The organism is Donghicola eburneus, from assembly GCF_900115865.1.
Classification (GTDB): domain Bacteria; phylum Pseudomonadota; class Alphaproteobacteria; order Rhodobacterales; family Rhodobacteraceae; genus Donghicola; species Donghicola eburneus.
In genome coordinates this window covers 48,062-70,425 of the sequence record NZ_FOXY01000012.1, presented here as the reverse complement: position 1 = coordinate 70,425, position 22,364 = coordinate 48,062, and the positions used below count along the sequence as shown (strand labels likewise).

Here is a 22,364-nt window from a genome sequence, read left to right as displayed (position 1 = left end):
TCGCACCGCCGCCCCCTTCTGGTCGCCACGTTGCCAGCTCGCCAGCTTCAGGTAGCCCATCAGCCACCGTTGATCTTAAAATAGCTTTGGCACGGCGTCCTTGGGCGCGTCACGATCAGCCACGCCGATCCGCATTCCCGCACCGATCCGATGGGCCACAGCAGACCAACGCTCTGCGATTTCTGCGTCCAACTCCTCTGCCAGCACCTGATCAAACAGACTTAGCCAGTGGGCGAACATGTCGGCCTTGATCTCGGGCGTTTGCAGATGCGTGCGCATGGGGAAACCGTGGTAGTTCCGCTCTTGCAGTAGGGCATTGCGCCAGAAACGGCTGATCTTGTCCTCGTGCGCGGGCCATGCGTCGGCCGCGATCCGGCCATTAAATACGGGCCCCAGCACAGGATGCACCCGCACCCGCGCGTAGAATTTCGTGACGACACGGTCGATATCGGGGCCAGTGATGGGGTAGGGCATACGGCGACTCTCTGAAAGGAACGCGGGTCAGGCTATCGCCCGTGCCGCACCGCCGCAACGGGTCGATGCATCGCAGCGCTTTACGCCCCGTTTTCTGCATCATATAAGGCGGCCATGACATTCGTGATGGCGATCATTATTCGAATTATCAGCCCGGCGCTCTGATCCAAACGAGCCGCCGGGACAAGGCGTATGGGATACCGCGCCGCCGCACCCTCTCAGACATAAAACATGACCGAAGGACGCCACACATGTGCGCCGAAACGCCCGACTACAAAGACACCCTGTTCCTGCCCAAGACCGACTTCCCCATGCGGGCCGGTCTGCCCAAGCGAGAGCCCGAATGGCTGGCCCGCTGGGAGAAAATGGACATCTACCAGCAGCTGCGTGACAAGGCCGAGGGTCGCGAGCCCTTTATCCTGCACGATGGCCCCCCTTATGCGAACGGTAACCTGCACATCGGTCACGCCCTGAACAAGATCCTCAAGGATTTTATCGTCCGCAGCCAGCAGATGCTGGGCCGCGAGGCACGCTATATCCCCGGTTGGGACTGCCACGGTCTGCCCATCGAATGGAAGATCGAGGAACAGTACCGCAAGAAGGGCAAGAACAAAGACGAAGTTCCCGTCATCGACTTCCGTCAGGAATGCCGCAAATTCGCCGAGGGCTGGATCGACATCCAGCGCAAAGAATTCAAGCGTCTGGGCATCACCGGCACGTGGGATGATCCCTATCTGACCATGAACTTCCACGCCGAGCGTGTGATCGCCGAAGAATTCCAGAAATTCCTGATGACCGGCACTCTGTATCAGGGCTCCAAGCCCGTGATGTGGTCGCCCGTGGAAAAAACCGCGCTGGCCGAGGCAGAGGTCGAGTACCACGATCACCAGAGCCACACGATCTGGGTGCCCTTCCGCTTCCAGAACGCTGGCGGCGATCTGGAGAGCGCGCGCGTCGTGATCTGGACCACCACCCCGTGGACCATCCCATCGAACAAAGCGGTCGCTTACGGCAACGGCATCGAATACGGCCTCTACCGCGTGGACGCGACCCAAGAGGAAAGCTGGACCAACCCCGGCGATCTGTACCTTTTCGCCAACACTCTGGCTGCTGATGCGCTGGAAAAATCCCGCGTGACAGAATTTACCAAGGTTCGCGACGTCGCCCCCAGCGAATTCGAAGGTCTTATCTGTGCCCACCCGTTTAACGGCATCGACGGGGCCGACGGCTTCTGGGACTACGACGTGCCCATGGTCGATGGTGATCACGTGACCGACGACGCAGGTACAGGGTTCGTCCACACCGCCCCCAGCCACGGCCAAGAGGACTACGAAGTCTTTGTCGCCCGCAACTGGATCGAGCGCATGACCTATAACGTGGGCGAGGAATCCGAATTCCTGGACCACGTGCCGTTCTTTGCCGGTCTTCAGGTCTTTGATCGCAAGGGCAAAGAGGGCAAAGCCAACACCACTGTCATCGCCAAGCTGGTCGAGGCCGGCGGGATCATCGCCCGTGGCCGTATGAAGCACAGCTACCCGCACTCGTGGCGTTCCAAAGCGCCGGTCATCTACCGCAACACGCCCCAGTGGTTCGCGGCGATTGATCGCGAGGTTGGCGACGGTCAGGACACCTACGGCAAAACCATCCGTGATCGCGCTCTGACCAGCATCGACCAGCTGGTAAAATGGACCCCGCAAACAGGCCGCAACCGCCTGTATTCGATGATCGAAGCACGCCCTGATTGGGTTCTGTCCCGCCAGCGCGCTTGGGGCGTCCCGCTGACCTGCTTTACCAAAGTCGGCGCGAAGCCGCAGGACGAAGACTTCCTGCTCCGCAACGAAGAGGTCAACGCGCGTATCAACGAAGCCTTTGAGGCCGAAGGCGCGGATGCGTGGTACAAAGAGGGCGCGAAAGAGCGCTTCCTTGGCAATGTGGTGAACCCTGACGACTACGAGCAGGTGTTCGACATCCTTGACGTGTGGTTCGACTCCGGTTCGACCCACGCCTTCGTGCTGCGTGACCGTCCCGATGGCGCGGCGGACGGCATCGCGGACCTCTACCTCGAGGGCACCGACCAACACCGCGGCTGGTTCCACAGCTCGATGCTGCAGGCCTGCGGCACCAAGGGCCGCGCGCCCTATCGCGGCGTGCTGACCCACGGCTTCACGCTGGACGAGAAGGGCAACAAGATGTCCAAATCGCTCGGCAACACCGTGTCGCCAGAAGACGTAACCAAACAATACGGCGCCGATATCCTGCGTCTGTGGGTGGCCCAGTCCGACTACACTGCCGACCTGCGCATCGGGCCGGAAATCCTGAAGGGCGTGGCTGACAGCTACCGCCGTCTGCGCAACACCATGCGCTTCCTGATCGGCAGCCTTGATGGCTTCACCGAAGCAGAGCGTCTGGACGTCGCGGAAATGCCCGAACTGGAGCGCTGGGTCCTGCACCGTCTGGCCGAGCTGGATCACAAGGTGCGCACCGGCTACACCGCCTATGACTTCCAAGGCGTGTTCCAGCAGCTGTTCAACTTCTGCACCGTCGAGATGTCGTCGTTCTACTTCGATATCCGCAAGGACGTGCTGTATTGCGACGCGACCGACAGCACTCGTCGCCGCGCCGCCCGCACGGTCATGGACATCCTGTTCCACCGCCTGACCACATGGCTCGCGCCGATCCTGACCTTCACGATGGAAGAGGTCTGGCTCCAGCGCTTCCCCGGTGACGACAGCTCGGTCCACCTACAGGACATCCCCGCAACGCCCGCCGACTGGCTGGACGAACCGCTGGCCACCAAATGGTCGAGCGTCCGTAAAGTCCGCCGCGTGGTGACCGCTGCACTCGAAGTCCAACGAACAGACAAAGTCATCGGTGCCTCGCTCGAAGCGGCTCCGGTGGTCCACGTCGAAGATGCGGACGCGCTTTCGGCCCTGAAAACCGTCGCTTTCGAGGATATCTGCATCACCTCGGGTATCGCCCTGACCGCAGATCCCGCCCCGGCAGAGGCGTTCCGCCTGCCTGACCAAGCGGGCGTCGGTGTGGTCTTTGAAAAGGCAGACGGCGAGAAGTGCCAGCGTTGTTGGAAAATCTTGCCGGATGTGGGCACCCACAGCCACGCAGCGACCTGCAAACGCTGCAATGACGCACTCGGCTAAAACAGAAAAGGGCGCCCGAAACGGCGCCCTTTTTTCATCTTTGCCAAAATACTCCGGGGGTCCGGAGGCTGGCCCCCGGCGCTTACCCCTTTGGGCGTTCCGGAATAACCTGCTGCACAATCCCCACCAGAACCAGATAGATCGAGCTGGCGCCCAGCACCCAACCGGCCCAACTCGCCGGATGGAAATCGACCCAAGCGGCCCACGCCGCAGAGGCGGTCCAGATCAGTGCAATCGGCAAGGAGACTGCCCGCCAGCGTTTCGTGCGCACGGGGTGGATAAAGCGCAGGTTCAAAAACATCGCCACGGCCAACACGATCACCAGACCCACAATAAACTCGGGCGAAGGCTTCAGCGCGAACAAGGGCAGGATGGCCATGTTCCAGCAGCCCGGAAACCCGCGAAAGCTCTTGTCTTCGGTCTTCATGCGCGTGTCGGCATAATAGAGCGCGCTGGTGTAAGTGATCACCATGATCGCAAGCCAGCCCATCCAGCCCGGTAGCAAGCCGGACTTGAACAGAGCATAGGCTGGAATGAACACGTAGGTCAGGTAATCGATGATCAGGTCCATCAGCACGCCATCAATCTCTGGGGCGTTCTTGCCGACTTCGTATTTCCGAGCCAAAGGCCCGTCCACGCCATCGACGGCAAAGGCAACAACGAGCCAGAGCACCATCATGGACCAGTTTTGCTCTACTGCGGCCAACATGGCGAGCATCGCGATGCAGGCACCGGTCGCGGTCAAAAGATGTACGGATATTGCGGCGGATCTGAGTTTCATCGGTTGTTCATGCAGCATTGGGGTGCACGGTGCAACCGTCACCCGCGTTTCGCTCGGGGGTGGGCGGCAGAATACACGTCCAGAAGCCGTGCATTGTCGACACCTGTATAAACTTGCGTCGTCGAGAGGGCCGCGTGCCCCAACAATTCTTGGATCGCACGCAGGTCGCCACCCGCGTTTAACAGGTGCGTCGCAAAGCTGTGCCGCAGGGCGTGCGGCGTGGCCGAAGAGGGTAGGCCAAGCTGCATCCGCGTCGTCTCCATGGCTTTGCTTATCACGCGGGGGTTCACGCCGCCGCCGCGCGCGCCGCGAAACAGCGGCTCCTGCGGCCCCAGATCATACGGGCATTCTTTGACATAATCGGCCACCGCCTGACGGGCGGCGGGGATGACAGGGACAATGCGTTCTTTGCCGCCCTTGCCCACAATTCTCAGGGCATCGGGCAGGGGGGCGTCTGCGCCTGTCAGGCCCAGCGCCTCTGAGATGCGCAGGCCGCAGCCATATAGCAAGGTGACGATCGCAACGTCTCGGGTGCCGACCCACCCCTCACGGGGCAGAGTGCCAACGGTGTCGATTACAGCTTTGGCGGCATCCTCGGTCAGGGGGCGGGGCAGGGGACGCTGTGTGCGCGGTGCACGAGTTGAGAGGACAGTGGTTGGGTCAAACCCTTCGCGCTCTGCCAGCCAGCGGAAAAAGGTCTTCACCGCTGACAATCGTCGCGCAAGGCTGCGCGCGCCTGTCCCGCGGGCACGCTCATTCGCCATCCACGACCGCATGTCCGAAGGGGCGATGCGCAACAGCGGGCCAAGCCCTTCGGCGCCACCGTGGTGCGCGGCGAGGAAGGACAGAAAACCGGCCAGATCGTTGGAGTAGGCCTCGATCGTGTTGTCAGAGGCGTTCTTTACCCCGCGCTCATGCGCCAGCCAATTGGCCAGCGCATCCCGCTGCGCGGCAGAGATCAAGCTCATGCCAGCCAGCGGCGCATGGTCCGTTCGAAAACGCCAGCAAAGAACTCCAATAGGTCCGCGCCCTGCTGCGGGGTGAACTGGTGGGGGTCTTCGGCGCCCATTACCAGCATTCCGGGCAGGCGGCCCGCGCCGAAGTTTAGGCGCAAGCAGGCTTCGGAGCGGATGTCGGCGTATTTGTCGCCGTGCACACGGCTGTCGCCCGATTGGATCTGGCGCAGAGTGACTTGGCGTGTTTGGCCGCCGCGGCCCATGGTCAGATAGTCACGAACAAACCCCTCTTCGGCAGAGGACAGCACGTTGCTCAGGCGCTTGATCGCGGGCTCTTCGGCGCTCTGGCGGGTTTCCAGAACCAGACGCAGGCAATCCACGCGCAGGATTTGAGAGACCTCGCTGCCCAGGTTGGCAAGGAAGTCTTCAAACGTGACGGGGTCCAGCATGGCCAGAATGGCGCGGTGCACCTGATTGGTCCCAGCGAGGTTCTCGTAGGCGGCTGCGATCACGCTGCGATGAGTGTCCTCCAGCCGGTCCAGACGGCTTTCCAGTCGTTCCATCGCCAAGCCGCGCAGGTCAACAATATTGCTGCCCATTGCGCGTTCGTTCGCGGTGATCAGCGCGTGCATCAGGTCGCGGTCATCCAGAATGAGGTCCGGTTCAGCGAGAATGCGGTCGCGCAAGGGTGTTTCGATCTTTTGCGTACTGCTCATGTCGTAGGCCTGTTTTTTTAGTTACACGCGTTATAACACAGCCGATCCACCCGTGCCTTGTTTTATTGCATCTATCGTAAACCGTTGGTGACCTGTTGCGCGAAAGGCTCCGTCTGTTGCCCCGTTGGCATCAATTCCGCGGGTTGGCGTTTGCTTGCGAAGGGGCTAGGCCAAGGGGGATATCTGATCCAATCACAGGAGCCGGAGTTTGGAACCAGCGTATTTCGAGGCAGGCGAACCCTGTGCGGTGCTGACAACGCAGCCGCTGGATCGCCCTTTGGATTACCTCGCCCCAGAAGGCGGGTGCTGGAGCGGCTCTTATGTTGAGGTGCCCTTGGGGCCGCGTCGCGTTTTGGGTGTGGTGTGGGGGCCGGCGGCAGGTGACTATGATCGGGCCAAGCTGCGCGCTGTAATGCGCGTGTTGGATGTGCCGCCGATGCGCGATGAGCTGCGGGACTTTATCATCAAGGCGGCGGATTACACGCTGACGCCTTTGCCTGCGATGCTGCGGCTGGCGACCCGCGCGCCGGGCCTCAGCGATGCGCCTGCGACGCGCCGGATTTACAGGCTGGGGGACGGCGAGCCTGACCGGATGACGGATGCACGCCAGCGTGTGCTGGAGACGATGCGGGAATATGGTGGGCTGGCCTTTACCCAGCGCGAGCTGGCCGAAATGGCGGGGGTGACGTCCTCTGTCATCAAAGGACTCGTGAAGCAGGGGGCATTGCGCGAAGAGGATGCGCCCAAAGATCTGCCCTTTCCGCATCTCGATCCGAACCACAAGGGCAAAGACCTGACCGAGGATCAGGCCGCCGCAGCGGCCCATCTGGCCGAGGGGATTGCCAGCGGCACCTACGGCACCACGTTGCTGAAGGGCGTGACGGGCTCAGGCAAGACCGAGGTCTACCTCGAAGCAGTCGCGGCCTGCCTGAAACGTGGGCGTCAGGCCTTGGTGCTGCTGCCGGAAATTGCGCTGACATCGGAGTTTCTGACCCGTCTCGAAGCCCGTTTTGGTGGCAGACCTGCTGAATGGCACAGCGGTGTGACGATGACCGAACGCCGCCGCACCTGGAAAATGGTGGCTGAAAACGGTGCCCAAGTTGTGGTCGGTGCCCGGTCCGCCTTGTTCCTGCCGTTCCGCGATTTGGGTCTGATCGTGGTCGATGAAGAACACGACACGTCTTACAAACAAGAGGACGGCGTCCTTTACAATGCACGGGATATGGCTGTCCTACGCGCAAGCCTGTGTTGCGCAAGGGTGGTGCTGGCATCGGCAACACCCAGCCTTGAATCTTGGGCAAATGCCGAAGCGGGCAAGTACGACCGTCTCGATCTGACCTCGCGCTTCGGCGAGGCGGTCATGCCAGAGATGGAAGCCGTCGATATGCGGGCCGAAACACTGGCCGCGAGCACGTGGATTTCGCCGACTTTACGTAAGGCAGCGCAGGAGCGTATCGACCGAGGCGAGCAAGCCCTATTGTTTCTGAATCGGCGCGGATACGCTCCCGTCACGATCTGTCGGGCCTGCGGCCATCAGGTCGCCTGTCCCCATTGCGACGCACGCATGGTCGAACACCGGTTCCTAAAGCGATTGATGTGCCATCAGTGCGGCGAAACCACCCCGATGCCAGAGGAATGCCCAAGCTGTCATGTGCCGGGTAAGCTGGCTCCGGTCGGCCCCGGCGTCGAGCGTCTGGCCGAGGAGGCGACCACGCTTTTCCCCGATGCGCGCATTGCTGTGCTGTCATCGGATTTGTTTGGCAGCGCTAGGGCCTTGAAAGAAGAGATCAAACGGATTGCAGACGGTGCGGCCGATATCATTATTGGCACCCAGATGGTCGCCAAGGGGCATAACTTTCCCAATCTCACACTGGTAGGGGTGATCGACGCGGATCTGGGATTGCAGGGATCGGACCTTCGCGCAGCAGAGCGGACGTTCCAGTTGATGCGTCAGGTAGCGGGGCGGGCAGGGCGCTCGACCAAGCGCGGGCTTGCTCTGATGCAGACCTTTCAGCCGGAACATCCGGTGATCCGTGCCATCCTCTCGGGCGATGAAGAGGGCTTCTGGCAAGCCGAAGCGGCCGAGCGTCAGGCGGCAGGCGTGCCCCCGTATGGCCGCATGGCGGGTGTGATTGTTTCGTCAGAAGAATTAAATGACGCCTTCGATTTGGCAAACCAGCTTACAAGACAGTGCGAGCCGCTTCGGTCAGTCGGTGCACAAGTGTTCGGACCCGCGCCGGCTCCGATTGCACGAATCAGGGGGCGTCACCGAGTCAGATTGTTGGTCAAGTCTCCGAAAGGGGTGGCATTGCAAAAAGCAATCGCGCTCTGGGTGCGGAATGTAAGGGTGAAAAACACAACAAGGTTGACAATAGATATCGACCCGCAAACCTTTCTGTAGATAGGCACTTTCTTAGTGTGTTCTGCATAGGTTAATATATTTCTGTCTAACGAGTCTGGTTTGTTATGGTTACATCTAAGGTAAACTGGGACGACTTTCGGTACGTCGCAGCACTTGCGCGGCACCGTTCTATGAACGTTGCTGCAAAACATCTCGATATTAATGTTGCGACCGTCTCACGCCGCATTCACCGCATCTCTCAGGATGTCGGGGTAAAACTCTTTGTCCAAGGTCGGGACGGCTGGCGTCTGACACCCGAGGGACGCGCCCTCATGGATGTGATCGAGCAGTTCGAGTCGAATCTGGCGCGTTTGGGCAACAACTTGCCCCATTTGCAGTCGGCTGCAGAGAAGGCGCGAGTTATCACAACGGGATTCCTTGCGGCAGATTATCTGACAGAACAGCTTGGCGCGTTCATGGAGCGTTATCCCGGGATCGAGCTGGAAATCCTGTGTTCGTCGATCGAAGCGAACTTCGACCGTGAAGATGTGGACGTCGCGCTGCGGATGAACCGTCCGCTGGACGACACCCTGATGGGCCACGAAGTCGGCAAGGTTCACTTCTGCGCGGTGCAAAAGCCTGATGCGACCAGCCGTGACTGGATCGCCCTGAGCCGCGAGCTGGACTGGACCCCCGAGATGCAAGCTGGCTACGAACGCTTCGGTCGTCCGCCCGTCATGCGGGTCGAAGACTTCAGCCTTGCGATGGATGCGGCGGCCTCGACCGGTCTGGCGGCTATCGTGCCCCGTCTGCACCTGCCCGCGACATCGCCGCTGAACATCATCACTGGCGCGCATAGCGTTGCGACCCGCAGCCTGTGGGCAGTTTACCAAGAAAAGCGTCAGCGCGATCCGATTGTGAACGCTGTTGTGGACTGGATTGCCCAGAGTGTTGCGCAGCGCCGCCTGAGCGAGGGTTTCTCGCAGCCGAATAATGACGGTCAAGCGGGCGGGGTAGGTTACTCGGCCGAGTAATCCACCATGCGGTCGGTGACGATAGCGCCGACCCACATGCAAAAGAGTGCCAGCCAGGCGGTGCCGACAAAGATCGAGCCGCCTGTCACACCTGCGCCGATCGCGCAGCCCCCCGCCAACATGCCGCCAAAGCCCATCAGCGCCGCCCCGAGCATCGCGCGGCGCATATTAGCCTCGTCCTCGAACCCTTGGAATTTGAACTCGCCTTTGAACCAAGAGGCGGCAAAAGCGCCGATGAATACGCCGGGCACAAGTCCGACGTCGAACTCCAGCACCGGATTACGTTCGAGAAAGAACATGAGCGTGTGGGCCGAGGGTCCCGTAAACGTCGCGCTTTCGATCTGCACTGGGTCAAAAGCGACTTGGGACAAGGCGTAGGTCAGGACCCAGCCGACCGCGACAGCGAACCCCACGCCCGACGCGAACACCAGACGGGTCCAGCCAATCTGTTGGCGCCGGGACAGTTCTAACGCAAAAACAGCAATTCCAAGCCCAAGGATAAGCCCACCCCAGTCCGGTAGCCCTACAGCAGCCTCTAGGTTCAGGTTGCGCCCGCCGCTCGTGATCCACAGCGCCGCCAGCCTGTCCCGAAACGGAGAGAGCCAGCCGGACAGGCTCATTTGTGCGACGACCGCGAAGATCAGGCCAGAGATGATCGAGCGCAGATTGCCCGTCGCCCCGAGTACCAAGAGCCGGCCAGAGCAGCCTCGGGCCAGCACCATTCCGCAACCGAAAAGCAGCCCGCCAAGAATTGCACCGGACCAACTACCGGGGACGGCCATCATTCGTGCGTCTTCGGCCTGCATCAGACCGCTGAGTTCTGCCGCCTGTACCCAGACCAGCGCCGTTGAGAAGGTCAGAAGCCAGACCGCTACACGGTCCCCCATCTGGAACCGTCCAAATTCTACCGTCGCCGCCCGTAGGCAGAATCGTGATCGCTGAGCCGCGACGCCAAAGATCACGCCGGTGATCAGACCAAACAGAGCGGCAGTTGCGGCCTCTCCCAGCGATTCGACGATCCAGAGTATGTCCATTGTGCTCTCCTGTCGGGCGATTGGGCGGGTTTTACGCATATCAGCCGCGGCGTACTTTGATTTGTATCAGAATATGAATGTGTGAATTTGATCGCTGATTGTTCGATCCGCGATTGGGGAGTGCGATGTGTCGGGACAGAGTCCGTATCTAGAGACGTTCATCGGGAGGTGCGTCGCCCCGCAGATGCGCGACCGCGCGCAACGTGGAAGCCTGCCCGGGCGTACAACGTGTTTTATGTGCAGAATTGGAATACCCGTATACGACGTCCCGCGCAGATTGAGCTTTGCCAGCGATCACGGGCGGGCGTAATAGACTTGGCATGAGTCGTTCTTTCTTTTCCCCGCTTCCGCTGGCCGACGCGCGCCATTTGCCGAAATGGCGTCAGCCCAAAACATTGCTGTTCGTGATGGCCGCCGCGATGCCGGTGGCGTTTGCGACATGGTCTGCCCTGCTGAATAACTTCGTGATCGAGGTGGCACAGTTCGATGGTTCTGACATCGGCTGGCTGCATACCGTTCGCGAAATCCCGGGTTTTCTGGCGATTGGCGTGATCGCTCTGCTGCTGATCATTCGAGAGCAGGTCTTGGGGCTGGTCTCTTTGATCTTGCTGGGTGTCGCGACGGCGATCACAGGGTTCTTTCCGTCATTGGGCGGAATTCTGGTGGTCACGATGCTGAGCTCAATCGGCTTTCATTATTATGAGACGGTGAACCAGTCGCTCCAGCTGCAATGGCTGTCCAAGGAGGAGGCGCCCAAAGTTTTGGGCGCTTTGCTGGCGACCGGCAGTGCCGCGACGCTAGTGGCCTACGGCCTGATCATGCTGACGTGGCAGAGCTTTTCGCTGTCTTATTCCACAGTCTACATGATTGCGGGCGGGGTGACGGCGGCGGTCGCGCTCTTTGCGATCTTTGCCTATCCTCAGTTCGAAGCACCCAATCCTCAGGTTAAGAAGTTTGTTCTGCGCCGCCGCTACTGGCTGTATTACTTGCTTCAGTTCATGGCCGGAGCGCGCCGTCAGATCTTTGTGGTCTTTGCGGGCTTCATGATGGTCGAACGGTTTGGCTTTGACGTGCACGAGGTCACGGGGCTGTTTTTGATTAACCTTGTCGCGAACATGTTCTTTGCGCCCCTGATCGGGCGTATGGTGTCCCGTTTTGGCGAGCAAAAGGCGCTGGTGATCGAATATGTCGGCCTCATCTTTGTGTTTAGCCTGTATGGCGGCATCTACATGTTTGGATGGGGCGTCGTTCTGGCCTCTGTGCTCTATGTGATCGACCACTTGTTTTTTGCCATGGCTTTGGCGATCAAAACCTATTTCCAGAAAATCGCGGACCCCGGTGATATCGCGCCGACCGCGGCCGTTGCGTTTACCATCAACCATATCGCGGCGGTCTTCTTGCCTGCGGCCTTGGGCTACCTTTGGCTCCAGTCGCCGGGCGCGGTCTTTGTGCTGGCGGCAGGGATGGCGGCGACATCGCTCTGTCTGGCACTGCTGATCCCGCGCCATCCGGAAAAGGGCAATGAAACCCGCTTTAGCCGGTTCGTGGCTGCGGTCGCAGAGTAAAGGGCGCTTGACCCAAGGCAGAAGGGGGCCTATCGCCCCCTGCAAGCCTGAACAGGAGTCCGAAATGCCCACCTACACCGCCTACACCAAGCTGACCGCCAAAGAGAACGCCGAAGCCTTGGGCGTAGCGATGGAGAACATGATCCCCGAGCCCACCGGCATCGGCGTCTTCGAAATGGAAGATGGCTCGGGCCTGTGGGAAGTCGGCGGCTATTTCACCGAAGAACCCGACGCGGCCGGTCTGGCGCTGCTGGCGTCCATGAACGATGCGCAGGATTTCGTGGTCAGCGAACTGCCCGAAACGGATTGGGTCGCCAAAGTGCGCCGTGATCTGGCCCCTGTGGTCGCCGGTCGTTTCTTTGTCTACGGCAGCCACGACGCGGACAAGGTGCCTGAAGGTAGCGAGCCTCTGCTGATCGAAGCTGCAATGGCGTTTGGCACTGGTCACCACGGCACCACGCTAGGCTGTCTGAAGGCGCTGGACCGTCTGGACACTGGCGGGTTCAAGGGCAAGAACGTGGTCGATATCGGCTGCGGCACCGCTGTTCTGGGCATGGCCGCTGCGCGCATCTGGCCGAACCCCGTACTGGCCAGCGACATTGATATCGTCGCGGTGGAAGTGGCCGAAGCGAACGTCAAAGCAAACGGTCTGGAAGGCCGCGTCAAATGCCTTGAGGCGACCGGTTTCGAGCACGAGACCCTGCATGCCGCCGCACCCTTTGACCTAGTCTTTGCCAATATCCTGAAGGCCCCGCTGATCGATCTGGCCCCCGATGTGGCCTCGCATCTGGGCGAGGGCGGCTACGCGATCCTGTCGGGTCTGCTAGTAGATCAGGCGGACGACGTTACCGAAGCCTATGTGGCGCAGGGCATGACCTTGGCCCACCGCGAAGACATTGGGGATTGGTCGACCCTGACCCTGCAGAAGTAATCTGTATCTGACGCTGACATACAAAAAGGGCGCCTGACTGGATCAGGCGCCCTTTTGCGTTGGTCTGGTCTGCGGCTTAGAAGCGGCGCGCTTTTTTCATGTCGATGATGTCTGCGCGGCACAGGCCCAGATCGTCCAGCTGCGCGTCGGACAGAGCGTCCAGCGCCTTGTCAGAGCCCGTCGGGGCCGCCAGCGAATATGCGAAATGCACTGCTGCCTGCCAAAGGCGGGCACCAATGCCAGCCGCAGGGGTGTCGATGCGGGTGATATCGAGAACTGCCATTTTTGCGTCCCTTCGAGGTTGCAAGAAAAAAGTGGAGTGATTTCCTGATCCGCACGTAATTCGCCTTCTTTTCCGGCACAAGCGATAAAAATTGCATAGGTCGAACGCGACCCATGCATACACTGCATGACGACTAACAAACTGTTACTAAAGAGAAATATGTATCTTCTTCGTGTCGCATTCAGATCGCGAAGAGGCGGATTTCATCCCGATTTCAGGGCGCCGCCTCTTGCCATCATGCTGGCGTTTGTTCTTGTTTCGTGCTAGTGCGACGAAAAGAACACAGAGCAGGGGGCAGAAATGCGCGTTTTGGGGGTCGATCCGGGCCTGCGCAACATGGGGTGGGGCGTCATTGATGCGATGCCAGGGCGAATCACTCATGTTGCCAACGGCGTTTGCCATTCGGACGGGGACAACCTCGGGGAACGGCTGCTCTCTCTGTACAACCAGTTGATCGAGGTGATCGACGCATGGGCGCCGGAAACGGCCGCGATCGAGCAGACCTTTGTGAACAAGGATGCTGTGGGTACACTGAAACTGGGTCAGGCGCGGGGCGTGGCCCTGATGACCTTGGCGCAGGCGGGGTTGCCGGTCGGGGAATACGCCCCCAACGCGGTGAAGAAAACCGTGGTGGGCGTGGGTCACGCAGCCAAGGATCAGGTGGACTACATGGTGCGCTTGCAGCTGCCCGGCGTGAAACTGAACGGGCCCGACGCCACCGATGCGCTGGCGATCGCCATGTGTCACGCCCACCAAAGCCGCGGCGGACGCGGTCTGGAACAAGCATTGGCGAGGGCCAAGGGATGATCGGAAAACTGTCAGGCCGGATCGACTACCGGACCGAGGATCATGTGCTGCTCGATGTGCGCGGCGTCGGCTACATCGTCTATTGTTCAGACCGTACGTTGGGGGCGCTGCCTAGCGTTGGTGAGGCGACCGCGCTCTTCACAGAGTTGCTGGTGCGCGAGGATCTGCTGCAGCTGTACGGGTTTACCACGTTACAAGAGAAAGAGTGGTTTCGGTTGCTCCAAACCGTCCAAGGGGTGGGCGCCAAGGCCGCTCTGGCTATGCTCTCGGCGCTCGGACCGGACGGGGTGAGCCGCGCCATCGCTTTGGGCGATTGGAACAGTATCAAAGCAGCCAAAGGCATCGGACCTAAGACCGCGCAACGTGTGGTAAACGAGCTGAAGGAGAAAGCCCCCACCGTAATGGCCATGGGCGGCTCAATCACTGCTGCCATGGGCGAGGAACCCGCAGAGCTGACCGAGACACCGGAGCCAAAGACGCCAACAAAACGTGCCGCCCCCGCACCCAAGCCGAATATGGCCGCGCAATCAGAGGCGCTCTCGGCGCTTGGTAATCTGGGGTATCAGCCCGGCGAGGCGGCGTCGGCAGTCGCGCAAGCGATGCAAGACGACCCCGAGGCTGATACATCAGCCTTGATCCGCGCTGCGTTGCGCCTTTTGGCGCCCAAGGGATAAGCGATGCAGGAACCCGATCCGACCCTTCGCCCCGAAAAGCTGTCCGAGGACAACGACCGCGCCCTGCGCCCGCAGGTGCTTGAGGATTTCATTGGTCAGGCCGAGGCTCGCGCGAATCTGCGTGTGTTCATCGAATCCGCGAAACGGCGGGGCGAGGCGATGGACCACACTCTGTTCCATGGCCCGCCGGGTTTGGGAAAGACAACGCTGGCACAGATTATGTCGCGCGAGTTGGGGGTCAATTTCCGGATGACCTCGGGGCCGGTGTTGGCCAAGGCGGGTGATCTGGCGGCGATCCTGACCAATCTTGAGGCGCGGGATGTTTTGTTCATTGACGAAATCCACCGTCTGAACCCTGCGGTCGAAGAAGTGCTCTATCCCGCGATGGAGGATTTCGAACTCGACCTTGTGATCGGCGAGGGGCCAGCAGCGCGGACCGTGCGGATCGAACTGCAGCCATTTACTTTGGTCGGGGCGACGACGCGTCTCGGCCTGCTGACAACGCCGTTGCGCGACCGCTTTGGCATCCCGACGCGTCTGCAGTTTTACGAGATCCACGAACTGACCGAAATTGTTGCGCGGAACGCGGTAAAACTCGGGGCTCCTGCGGAGCCCGAGGGCGCCCGAGAAATTGCCCGCCGCGCCCGTGGCACGCCGCGGATCGCAGGACGTCTGCTGCGGCGCGTGGTAGATTTTGCGGTGGTCGAAGGCGACGGGCGTGTTACCCGTGAACTGGCTGACCGTGCATTGACGCGATTGGGGGTCGACCAACTGGGGCTCGACTCTGCAGACCGCCGATACTTGCGCCTGATTGCAGAGGCTTATCAGGGGGGACCTGTCGGGATCGAAACAATGAGCGCTGCGTTGTCAGAGAGCCGTGACGCACTGGAAGAAGTAATCGAGCCCTATCTGTTGCAGCAAGGCTTGATCCAACGGACACCCCGCGGGCGGATGTTGACGCAAGCGAGTTGGATGCACTTGGGGCTAGAGCCGCCCCGTCCCGCCGGAACGAGCGATTTGTTCGGGTAACATGCCTTGGCCTAAGGCCAAGGCTTTGCCTCCGGCGGGGGTGTTTTTGCCAAGAAAGAGTTAGAGCGCGGCTTTGAGGGCTTGCGGGAGTGCGGCTGCGAAGAGGTCGAGCGCTGCGTCAGGGCCGCAGCTAATGCGAATGCAGCGGTTCAGAGGGGCCACACCGGGCATGCGGGCAAAGATTCCACGCGCACCCAGTTCGCGGACCACTGCAGCGGCATAGTCCCCGTCACGGCCACAATCCATTGTCACGAAGTTCGTGGCAGAGGGGATCGGGGTGAGGCTGTTGTCCAGTGCAATCTGGCTTAGGCGGTCTCGGGAGTGGCTGACCTGCGACTGGATGTGGGCCAGCCACTCGGTGTCCTGCAGAGCGGCGAGTGCAGCGTGTTGGGCGCTGCGGTTCAAGCCAAAGTGATTGCGAATTTTATCGAAATTCTTGATGAGTTCCGCCGCGCCAAGGGCGTAGCCTACGCGCGCACCGGCGAGGCCATAAGCCTTGGACATGGAGCGCATGCGGATCACGCGGGGGTCCTCAATCGCGATGTCCGCGCGTGCGTCGGTTGGGGCCAGTTCGATGTAGGCCTCGTCCAAGATCATTAAGCAACCTTTGGGTAGGCGATCCAACGCGTCTGCGATCGTGGTGCCGCTCAGGTAGGTGCCCATGGGGTTGTCGGGGTTCGACAGGTAGAGCAGCTTGGCGTCCACCTCGGCAGCGCGGGTGATCAGGGCATCCAGATCCTCGAAGTCATCCTTGAAAGGCACTTTGTGGAGGACGCCGCCAAAACCTGCCACGTGGTAGTTGAACGTGGGGTAGGCGCCGTCTGACGTAACCACCGTGTCGCCCTGTTCGATCATCATACGGGCGAGATATCCGAGCAAGCCGTCGACCCCTTCGCCGATGACGATGTTTTCAGGGGCAATGCCGTTCTGGGCCGCGATTTCAGACTTCAGATCGTGGCTGGCGCTGTCGGGATACTTCCAGATTTCCGCGTCTGCCTGACGCAGGGCCTCTAGCGCTGTGGGCGAGGGGCCAAAGATATTCTCGTTCGCGCCGAGGCGGGCCGAAAAGGGCTGGCCGGTGGTGCGTTCAATCACTTCGGGGCCGACAAAAGGAACGGTGGAGGGCAGGCTGTCCAGCAGCCGAGTATAGCGCGGATGTGTCATGCGCCGAATGGTTACGTGCGGGCCTCGCGCCTTGCAAGGCCCGCCGTTTTTTGGGTTAACCGATCTCTGCGAGACGAGCGAGTGCCTCTTGCAGCTTCGCCTCTTCGGCTTCGCGTTCGGCAAGGTTGGCGCGCGCTTCTTCAACCACCTCTTCAGGGGCCGAGGCCACGAATTTGGGGTTGTTCACGCGGCCCGACAGACCTTTGATCTCTTTGGCCAGCTTGGTCAGCGTTTTCTCGAGACGGGCCTTTTCCTCGGCCACGTCGATGATGTCTGCCAGAGGCAGGCCGAAGCTGCCGCCCGAAACGCCCAAGGTCGCACAGCCTTTGGGGAAAGCGTCGACTTCGGTCAGGCTGTCCACGCGGGCCAGCTTCTTGATCAGGGTTTCGTTGCGGGCAAAGGCGGCCTTGGCATCAGCGGTGAAACCAGTGACGACCAGCGGCACGTGCAAGCCAGCGGGGACGTGCATTTGTGCGCGCGCCGAACGAATGCCTTCGATCAGCGAAATCACCCAGTTCATCTCGCTGTCTGCGGCGGCATCGATCAGCTCTTCGCCGTATTCGGGCCAGTCGCCGTGGACCAGCATCTTTTCGCGGTCGGCCAGTTGGTCCCACAGCTCTTCGGTGATGAAGGGCATGAAGGGGTGCAGCATCAGGATCGACTGGTCGATGACCCAACCCATGGTCTCACGGGTTTCGGCCAGAACCGCTTCGTCGTCACTGTTCAAGAGCGGCTTGGCGAATTCCACGTACCAGTCGCAGACCTTGCCCCAGACAAAGGCATAGAGCCCCAGCGCCGCGTCATTGAAACGGTAGGCCGACAGGGCGGTGTCGGTGGCCACGCGGGCGCGGGCCACTTCGCCGATGATCCAGCGGTTCACCGTTTCCTTGGCCTGAGGGGGTACGCTTTGGGGGACGTAGCCTTCGAACACGCCGTTCATCTCGGCAAAGCGAGAGGCGTTCCACAGTTTGGTGCCAAAGTTCCGGTAGCCCGCGATGCGGTCCTTGGACAGTTTCAGTACACCGCCGATCGAGGCCATGGCCGCATTGGTGAAACGCAGGGCGTCCGCGCCGTACTCGTCCACGATTTCCAGCGGGTCGATGACGTTGCCGGTGGTCTTGGACATCTTCTTGCCCTTCTCGTCGCGGACGAGGTCATGCAGGTAGATGGTGTGGAACGGGATCTCATCCACCACGGCCAGCTGCATCATCATCATGCGCGCGACCCAGAAGAACAGGATGTCAAAGCCGGTGATCAGCACATCGGTCGGGAAGTACTTGGACGTGCTTTCGTCCCATTTCGGCCAACCTAGCGTGCCGATGGGCCAGAGGCCCGAGCTGAACCAAGTGTCCAGAACGTCGGCGTCGCGCCAGATCGGGTAGACCAGCTGGGTCGGGTCTTGGGTGACGTTGTACTGCGCCAGACCTTCGGCCAGAGCCTCGATCGCGGCCTGACGGTTTTCTACCTCAATGACGCGGGCGTGGTTCAGGGGGGTGGGCAGACCGGCCAGAACGTCAACGAATTTCTTGCCAGCGTCATCGGCATCGCTGCCAGCGTGATACACCTCGCCGCGGTGTACCAGATGGTCACGGGTCAGCAGGCGCATGATCTCGACTTCGTCCAGCGCACCGTTGCCTTCGTCGTCCTTGAAGCCATCGGCGGCCAGTTCCAGACCGTACCACACGGGGATCTGGTGGCCCCACCACAGCTGGCGGCTGATGCACCAAGGCTCGATGTTCTCAAGCCAGTGGTAATAGGTCTTCTCGCCGGACTCGGGGATAATCTTGGTGCGGCCGGTCCGGACAGCGTCCAGCGCGGGGCCAACGACCTTTTCCGCGTCCACGAACCACTGGTCGGTGAGCATGGGCTCGATCACGACCTTCGAGCGGTCGCCGAAGGGCTGCATGATCTTCTTGGCTTCGATCAGGGGGACCAGCTGCTCTTCTTCGGTGCGGGCTTCGCCGCCCTCTTCGGGGGCAACGGGGGCCTTAACAGCCGCTTTGCCAAGACGCGGGTCGGTCGCCACGGTCATGACGGCCAGACCTTCGTCGATGATGTTCTGGACAACTAGCTTGCGGGCCTCGTAGCGATCCAGACCGCGGTATTCATCGGGGACCAGGTTGATCGCGTCGATTTCCTGAACGGTAAAGGGCTTGCCCGCCGCGTATTCCGCCGCCTTGGCCGCTTCTTCGGCATAGGGGGCACCGTCCGCACGCATGTGCGCAGTGGTGTCCATCAGACGGTACTGGGGAATGTTGCCGCGCTTGGCGACTTCGTGGTCGTTGAAGTCATGCGCGCCAGTGATCTTCACCGCACCCGAGCCGAACGCCATGTCGGGGTATTCGTCGGTGATGATCGGGATCAGGCGGCGCTGTTCCTTGGGGCCGACTGGGATTTCGCAGAGCTTGCCAACGATGGGCGCGTAACGCTCGTCATCGGGGTGCACGGCAACCGCGCCGTCACCCAACATGGTCTCGGGGCGAGTGGTCGCGATGCTGATGTAGTCACGCTCTTCGCTGAAAGTGACGTTCCCGTCCTCGTCCTTTTCGACGTAGGTGTAGGTCTCGCCGCCCGCCAGCGGGTATTTGAAGTGCCACATGTGGCCGTCGACTTCGATATTCTCGACCTCGAGGTCCGAAATCGCGGTTTCAAAGTGGGGGTCCCAGTTCACCAAACGCTTGCCGCGATAGATGAAGCCCTTGTTGTACATCTCAACGAACACCTTGATCACGGCGTCGTGGAAGTTGGGGCTGTTCTCGTGGCCGGTGCGCGGATCGCCGGGGGCGCCCGCCATGGTAAACGCGTTGCGGTCCCAGTCACAGCTTGAGCCAAGGCGTTTGAGCTGGTTCACGATGGTTCCGCCGTATTCGCCCTTCCATTCCCAGACCTTGTCCAGAAACGCCTCACGCCCCAATTCGCGGCGACCGGGTTGGCCAGTGGCGGCCAGCATTTTTTCGACCTGCAGCTGGGTTGCGATGCCTGCGTGGTCCTGACCGGGCTGCCACAGGGTGTCAAAGCCGCGCATCCGGTGCCAGCGGACCAGAATGTCCTGCAGGGTGTTGTTGAACGCGTGGCCCACGTGCAGGGCGCCCGTCACGTTCGGCGGGGGGATCATGATGGTGAAGGTGTCGTCACGTTTCTTGTTCGCACCGGCCGCAAAGGCGTGCGTCTCTTCCCATTTCTTCGAAATTCGCGGCTCGGCTTCGGCCGCGTTGAAGGTTTTTTCCATGGCCATGGAGAGATCCCCTTGTTTGTCTGCGCAGGGTTCTATCGAAGGGCTGGCCGAAGGGAAAGAGCGTAGGGCCGTCTATTGGCCAAACAGAACCGTGTGCATGAGTCGGCCGGGCAACAGGGTAAAGGCACCGGCGACGCAGAGCGCGCCATAGGTCAGCCCCAGCATGGTGCGCCGATGGCCCGCGATCTGACGCCGGCGCGCCCGCACAACGCCAAGCACTAGAAAACCAAGTGTTGCGACGGACAGCACGTGGATCGGGCCCAACTGACCTTGCCGCATTTCCGTGATCCCAAAGCTGGTAAGAGCAGCCAGAGCCATGGTGCAAACCCAAGCCCATCCTAACCGACGATGCCACAGGGTCCCGCGCGGCATGGAGAAGATCAAAATTGTCAATGCTGCGGCGCCGAAAGCTGCAAACGTGTGCACCTGTATCAGCGCAGGGGCAGCTCCAAGTGGGTGCACAGACATGATTAAAAATCCAATAAACCAAATGATTTTTTGGTAGGATTCCGCAATCACTTTGTCAAACACGATTGCGAATGAGCCTTGCCTATCCTCCCATCGGATATGTTAGACTAACCTACGATGGTGTGGGCGGTTTCTTGCCCGCAAATTGGGTGTGTTGCGATTTTGTCGGGTGTCAGCTTTATGGAAAACAAAGATTTTCATCAATGCGACGACCCCGCGACAGATTCCAGGACATCCGACCCCGTGGCCAAAAATACTGCTCTCGCTATCCTATCGGGCGCGCTCTCGGCCACCCTGCAACGGATGAAACATCCGACTTTCCGCGTCGCCATGCTCGTCTCGCCGGTGATCCTTGCGGTGATCGGTCCGTTCCGTTCGGACATCTACGACTTCTGGCATGCGCTCATCCTTTGGACTGCGATCATTTGGATCGCCACGGCACTCGGGATGTTCAATCGGTCCGTAACCGATCTGCTGCTGCCCAAGATCGGGTTTCTGCAGGGTGGGCTTTTGTCCTCGGTCGTCTTTGCGGCTTATCTGACGCCATTGATGCGCTGGGTGGCGATTGATCAGGGCCTCATCCTATCGACCGAACTCTATCCGTCGGACCTGCAGGTATTCTTGACTGCGACATTCGCCAGTTTCGCGGTCGCCTTGGTGCGGTTTTATCTTTTTCATTCGAAGGATGCCTCTGGCGCCGCACCAACGCAGGTCGCGCCCGCCATCTTTGACCGGATCGCGGCGTCTCGGTTTGATCAGATAATCAGGATGACCGTGAACGATCACTATGTCGAAATCGAAACCGATTTGGGACAGGAGCGGATTTTGATGCGTTTTGCCGACGCAGTCCGCGAGATGGGAGAGGGCAATGGCATTCTGACCCACCGCTCCCACTGGGTGAACTCAGAGGCTGTGACCGGCTGCCGCAAAGAGGGGACAAAGATGTTTCTGCTCATGCGCGATGGCTACGAAGTGCCGGTCAGCAAGACCTACCGCAGCCGAGTCGCGGACGCTGGCCTCGCCGAGGATTAACGCAGCCGCGCATAGGGCAATGGTGTAATCTGCCGCCCCGTGAGCAGCGCAATAGATGTCGCGTCCATCAGCTCTTTCAACACCGGATCAGAGCATTTAAGGCCCCCTGTGTAGGTGCCGAAAGCAGGCATAATGAGCCTATTCTCCGAGCGCAGAAAGCATGGGCGCGAGATATGGCGTCCTCTAAGTGTTAAGGCCGCTTTGGGATGATAGTGCCCTGAGATTTCCCCCGTCGCGCCATTCTCGGCAATGTGGCGAAACGTGAGTGGCCCAACGATGAATTCCGCCATGTGGCTGCCACCGAGCTCCAGCGGTGCGGGGTCATGGTTCCCTTCGATCCATATCCAAGTGCGGCCCGCTTGCAGCCGGATCAGCCAGTCACGCTCCCGCGCGCTGAGCGCCGCGCCCGCCGCCAGATCGTCAAAGCTATCTCCCAGGCAAACCACGTGCGCGGGATCAGTCGCGTCAATAGCAGCCTCGAGCCGCGTGAGGGTGTCTGTGGTCTCATAGGGGGGCAGCATCGTGCCGCCGCGCCGCGCGATCCGTTCGCTCTTGCCCAGATGCAGGTCGGAAACACAAAGCAGCCGTTGCTCCGGCCAATAGAGTGCTCCGGATGGCAGCGCCTTGAGCTCTGTCTGGGCAAAGGTGAAACGAAATGCGGTCATGGCGCGTACAGACCATGAAC

19 protein-coding genes are annotated in these 22,364 nt (G+C 60.6%); 9 read left to right on the top strand and 10 right to left on the bottom strand.

The annotated features are described in order from the left end of the window. Positions 1-75: 75 nt before the first annotated feature. Positions 76-474 (bottom strand): group III truncated hemoglobin, encoded by a 399-nt coding sequence (locus BM225_RS17800; RefSeq protein ID WP_072705640.1) that lies wholly within the window; start codon positions 472-474, stop codon positions 76-78. Positions 475-725: 251 nt separating this feature from the next. Here BM225_RS17800 and ileS point away from each other — a divergent pair, with 251 nt between their 5' ends. Further along, positions 726-3,629 carry an isoleucine--tRNA ligase gene (gene ileS / locus BM225_RS17795; RefSeq protein ID WP_092465118.1) on the top strand — a complete coding sequence of 968 codons (2,904 nt, stop codon included), beginning with the start codon at positions 726-728 and terminating at the stop codon, positions 3,627-3,629. An 82-nt stretch (positions 3,630-3,711) separates the two neighbouring features. Here the strand turns inward: ileS and BM225_RS17790 are convergent, their stop codons facing one another. From BM225_RS17790 to BM225_RS17780, 3 genes are read right to left on the bottom strand one after another with little or no spacing between them, the layout of a single operon-like run. Next, positions 3,712-4,410 carry a CDP-alcohol phosphatidyltransferase family protein gene (locus tag BM225_RS17790; protein ID WP_072705644.1) on the bottom strand — a complete coding sequence of 233 codons (699 nt, stop codon included), beginning with the start codon at positions 4,408-4,410 and terminating at the stop codon, positions 3,712-3,714. 38 nt (positions 4,411-4,448) lie between these two features. Then, positions 4,449-5,378, bottom strand: coding sequence for a tyrosine recombinase XerC (locus BM225_RS17785; protein WP_072705646.1), 930 nt, complete (start codon positions 5,376-5,378; stop codon positions 4,449-4,451). Then, positions 5,375-6,082, bottom strand: coding sequence for a DUF484 family protein (locus tag BM225_RS17780; RefSeq protein ID WP_072705648.1), 708 nt, complete (start codon positions 6,080-6,082; stop codon positions 5,375-5,377). Before BM225_RS17780 ends, BM225_RS17785 begins: the two co-directional genes overlap by 4 nt. A 208-nt stretch (positions 6,083-6,290) precedes the next feature. Between BM225_RS17780 and BM225_RS17775 the strand changes: the two genes are divergently transcribed. Beyond that, positions 6,291-8,483 (top strand): primosomal protein N', encoded by a 2,193-nt coding sequence (locus BM225_RS17775; RefSeq protein ID WP_072705650.1) that lies wholly within the window; start codon positions 6,291-6,293, stop codon positions 8,481-8,483. Between the two features lie 65 nt (positions 8,484-8,548). Next, complete coding sequence (locus BM225_RS17770; protein WP_072705652.1) at positions 8,549-9,457, top strand: LysR family transcriptional regulator; 909 nt, start codon at positions 8,549-8,551, stop codon at positions 9,455-9,457. Here BM225_RS17770 and BM225_RS17765 read toward each other — a convergent pair. Continuing rightward, complete coding sequence (locus BM225_RS17765) at positions 9,442-10,491, bottom strand: YeeE/YedE family protein (RefSeq protein ID WP_072705654.1); 1,050 nt, start codon at positions 10,489-10,491, stop codon at positions 9,442-9,444. The genes BM225_RS17770 and BM225_RS17765 overlap by 16 nt on opposite strands. Before the next feature lie 320 nt (positions 10,492-10,811). Between BM225_RS17765 and BM225_RS17760 the strand changes: the two genes are divergently transcribed. Together BM225_RS17760 and BM225_RS17755 are read left to right on the top strand one after the other, a co-directional pair. Continuing rightward, positions 10,812-12,056 (top strand): MFS transporter, encoded by a 1,245-nt coding sequence (locus BM225_RS17760; protein ID WP_072705656.1) that lies wholly within the window; start codon positions 10,812-10,814, stop codon positions 12,054-12,056. Positions 12,057-12,120: 64 nt separating this feature from the next. Continuing rightward, the gene (locus BM225_RS17755) at positions 12,121-12,987 is read left to right on the top strand and encodes a 50S ribosomal protein L11 methyltransferase (protein WP_072705658.1); all 867 of its coding nucleotides are present in this window, start codon (positions 12,121-12,123) and stop codon (positions 12,985-12,987) included. A 76-nt stretch (positions 12,988-13,063) separates the two neighbouring features. Here BM225_RS17755 and BM225_RS17750 read toward each other — a convergent pair whose 3' ends face one another. Further along, positions 13,064-13,270, bottom strand: coding sequence for a DUF1127 domain-containing protein (locus BM225_RS17750; protein WP_072705660.1), 207 nt, complete (start codon positions 13,268-13,270; stop codon positions 13,064-13,066). A gap of 300 nt (positions 13,271-13,570) precedes the next feature. Here BM225_RS17750 and ruvC point away from each other — a divergent pair, with 300 nt between their 5' ends. The 3 genes from ruvC to ruvB are packed head-to-tail and all read left to right on the top strand — an operon-like array spanning position 13,571 to position 15,780. Then, positions 13,571-14,077, top strand: a complete 507-nt coding sequence (gene ruvC / locus BM225_RS17745) for a crossover junction endodeoxyribonuclease RuvC (RefSeq protein ID WP_072705662.1) — start codon at positions 13,571-13,573, stop codon at positions 14,075-14,077. Further along, entirely contained in the window at positions 14,074-14,751 is a 678-nt protein-coding gene (ruvA, locus tag BM225_RS17740; RefSeq protein WP_072705664.1) for a Holliday junction branch migration protein RuvA, read from the top strand. Before ruvC ends, ruvA begins: the two co-directional genes overlap by 4 nt. Before the next feature lie 3 nt (positions 14,752-14,754). Next, the gene (gene ruvB / locus BM225_RS17735) at positions 14,755-15,780 is read left to right on the top strand and encodes a Holliday junction branch migration DNA helicase RuvB (protein WP_072705666.1); all 1,026 of its coding nucleotides are present in this window, start codon (positions 14,755-14,757) and stop codon (positions 15,778-15,780) included. Positions 15,781-15,840: 60 nt separating this feature from the next. On the opposite strand, the gene BM225_RS17730 is transcribed toward ruvB, so the two are convergent. From BM225_RS17730 to BM225_RS17720, 3 genes are all read right to left on the bottom strand, one after another. After that, positions 15,841-16,944 carry a pyridoxal phosphate-dependent aminotransferase gene (locus BM225_RS17730; protein ID WP_072705667.1) on the bottom strand — a complete coding sequence of 368 codons (1,104 nt, stop codon included), beginning with the start codon at positions 16,942-16,944 and terminating at the stop codon, positions 15,841-15,843. 55 nt (positions 16,945-16,999) lie between these two features. Further along, positions 17,000-20,179 (bottom strand): valine--tRNA ligase, encoded by a 3,180-nt coding sequence (locus tag BM225_RS17725; protein ID WP_072705669.1) that lies wholly within the window; start codon positions 20,177-20,179, stop codon positions 17,000-17,002. A gap of 72 nt (positions 20,180-20,251) precedes the next feature. After that, on the bottom strand, positions 20,252-20,647 hold the full coding sequence (locus tag BM225_RS17720; RefSeq protein ID WP_072705770.1) for a DUF2306 domain-containing protein: 396 nt from the start codon (positions 20,645-20,647) through the stop codon (positions 20,252-20,254). Positions 20,648-20,890: 243 nt separating this feature from the next. On the opposite strand from BM225_RS17720, the gene BM225_RS17715 reads away from it, so the two are divergent. Further along, a complete protein-coding gene (locus tag BM225_RS17715; protein ID WP_177218656.1) occupies positions 20,891-21,679 on the top strand; it encodes a LytTR family DNA-binding domain-containing protein in 789 nt (262 codons plus the stop codon). Here BM225_RS17715 and pdeM read toward each other — a convergent pair. Beyond that, positions 21,676-22,344 (bottom strand): ligase-associated DNA damage response endonuclease PdeM, encoded by a 669-nt coding sequence (gene pdeM, locus BM225_RS17710; protein WP_072705673.1) that lies wholly within the window; start codon positions 22,342-22,344, stop codon positions 21,676-21,678. The two genes, BM225_RS17715 and pdeM, sit on opposite strands and share 4 nt — an antisense overlap. Positions 22,345-22,364 lie beyond the last annotated feature (20 nt).

Bases quoted from the DNA above. Each gene is read 5' to 3' on its own strand.
- ileS (WP_092465118.1), top strand. From the start codon at position 726: ATGTGCGCCGAAACGCCCGACTACAAAGACACCCTGTTCCTGCCCAAG.
- BM225_RS17750 (WP_072705660.1), bottom strand. From the start codon at position 13,270: ATGGCAGTTCTCGATATCACCCGCATCGACACCCCTGCGGCTGGCATT.
- BM225_RS17770 (WP_072705652.1), top strand. From the start codon at position 8,549: ATGGTTACATCTAAGGTAAACTGGGACGACTTTCGGTACGTCGCAGCA.
- BM225_RS17765 (WP_072705654.1), bottom strand. From the start codon at position 10,491: ATGGACATACTCTGGATCGTCGAATCGCTGGGAGAGGCCGCAACTGCC.
- BM225_RS17800 (WP_072705640.1), bottom strand. From the start codon at position 474: ATGCCCTACCCCATCACTGGCCCCGATATCGACCGTGTCGTCACGAAA.
- pdeM (WP_072705673.1), bottom strand. From the start codon at position 22,344: ATGACCGCATTTCGTTTCACCTTTGCCCAGACAGAGCTCAAGGCGCTG.
- BM225_RS17720 (WP_072705770.1), bottom strand. From the start codon at position 20,647: ATGTCTGTGCACCCACTTGGAGCTGCCCCTGCGCTGATACAGGTGCAC.
- BM225_RS17780 (WP_072705648.1), bottom strand. From the start codon at position 6,082: ATGAGCAGTACGCAAAAGATCGAAACACCCTTGCGCGACCGCATTCTC.
- ruvA (WP_072705664.1), top strand. From the start codon at position 14,074: ATGATCGGAAAACTGTCAGGCCGGATCGACTACCGGACCGAGGATCAT.
- ruvC (WP_072705662.1), top strand. From the start codon at position 13,571: ATGCGCGTTTTGGGGGTCGATCCGGGCCTGCGCAACATGGGGTGGGGC.
- BM225_RS17730 (WP_072705667.1), bottom strand. From the start codon at position 16,944: ATGACACATCCGCGCTATACTCGGCTGCTGGACAGCCTGCCCTCCACC.
- BM225_RS17755 (WP_072705658.1), top strand. From the start codon at position 12,121: ATGCCCACCTACACCGCCTACACCAAGCTGACCGCCAAAGAGAACGCC.
- BM225_RS17785 (WP_072705646.1), bottom strand. From the start codon at position 5,378: ATGAGCTTGATCTCTGCCGCGCAGCGGGATGCGCTGGCCAATTGGCTG.
- BM225_RS17790 (WP_072705644.1), bottom strand. From the start codon at position 4,410: ATGAAACTCAGATCCGCCGCAATATCCGTACATCTTTTGACCGCGACC.
- BM225_RS17760 (WP_072705656.1), top strand. From the start codon at position 10,812: ATGAGTCGTTCTTTCTTTTCCCCGCTTCCGCTGGCCGACGCGCGCCAT.
- BM225_RS17725 (WP_072705669.1), bottom strand. From the start codon at position 20,179: ATGGCCATGGAAAAAACCTTCAACGCGGCCGAAGCCGAGCCGCGAATT.
- ruvB (WP_072705666.1), top strand. From the start codon at position 14,755: ATGCAGGAACCCGATCCGACCCTTCGCCCCGAAAAGCTGTCCGAGGAC.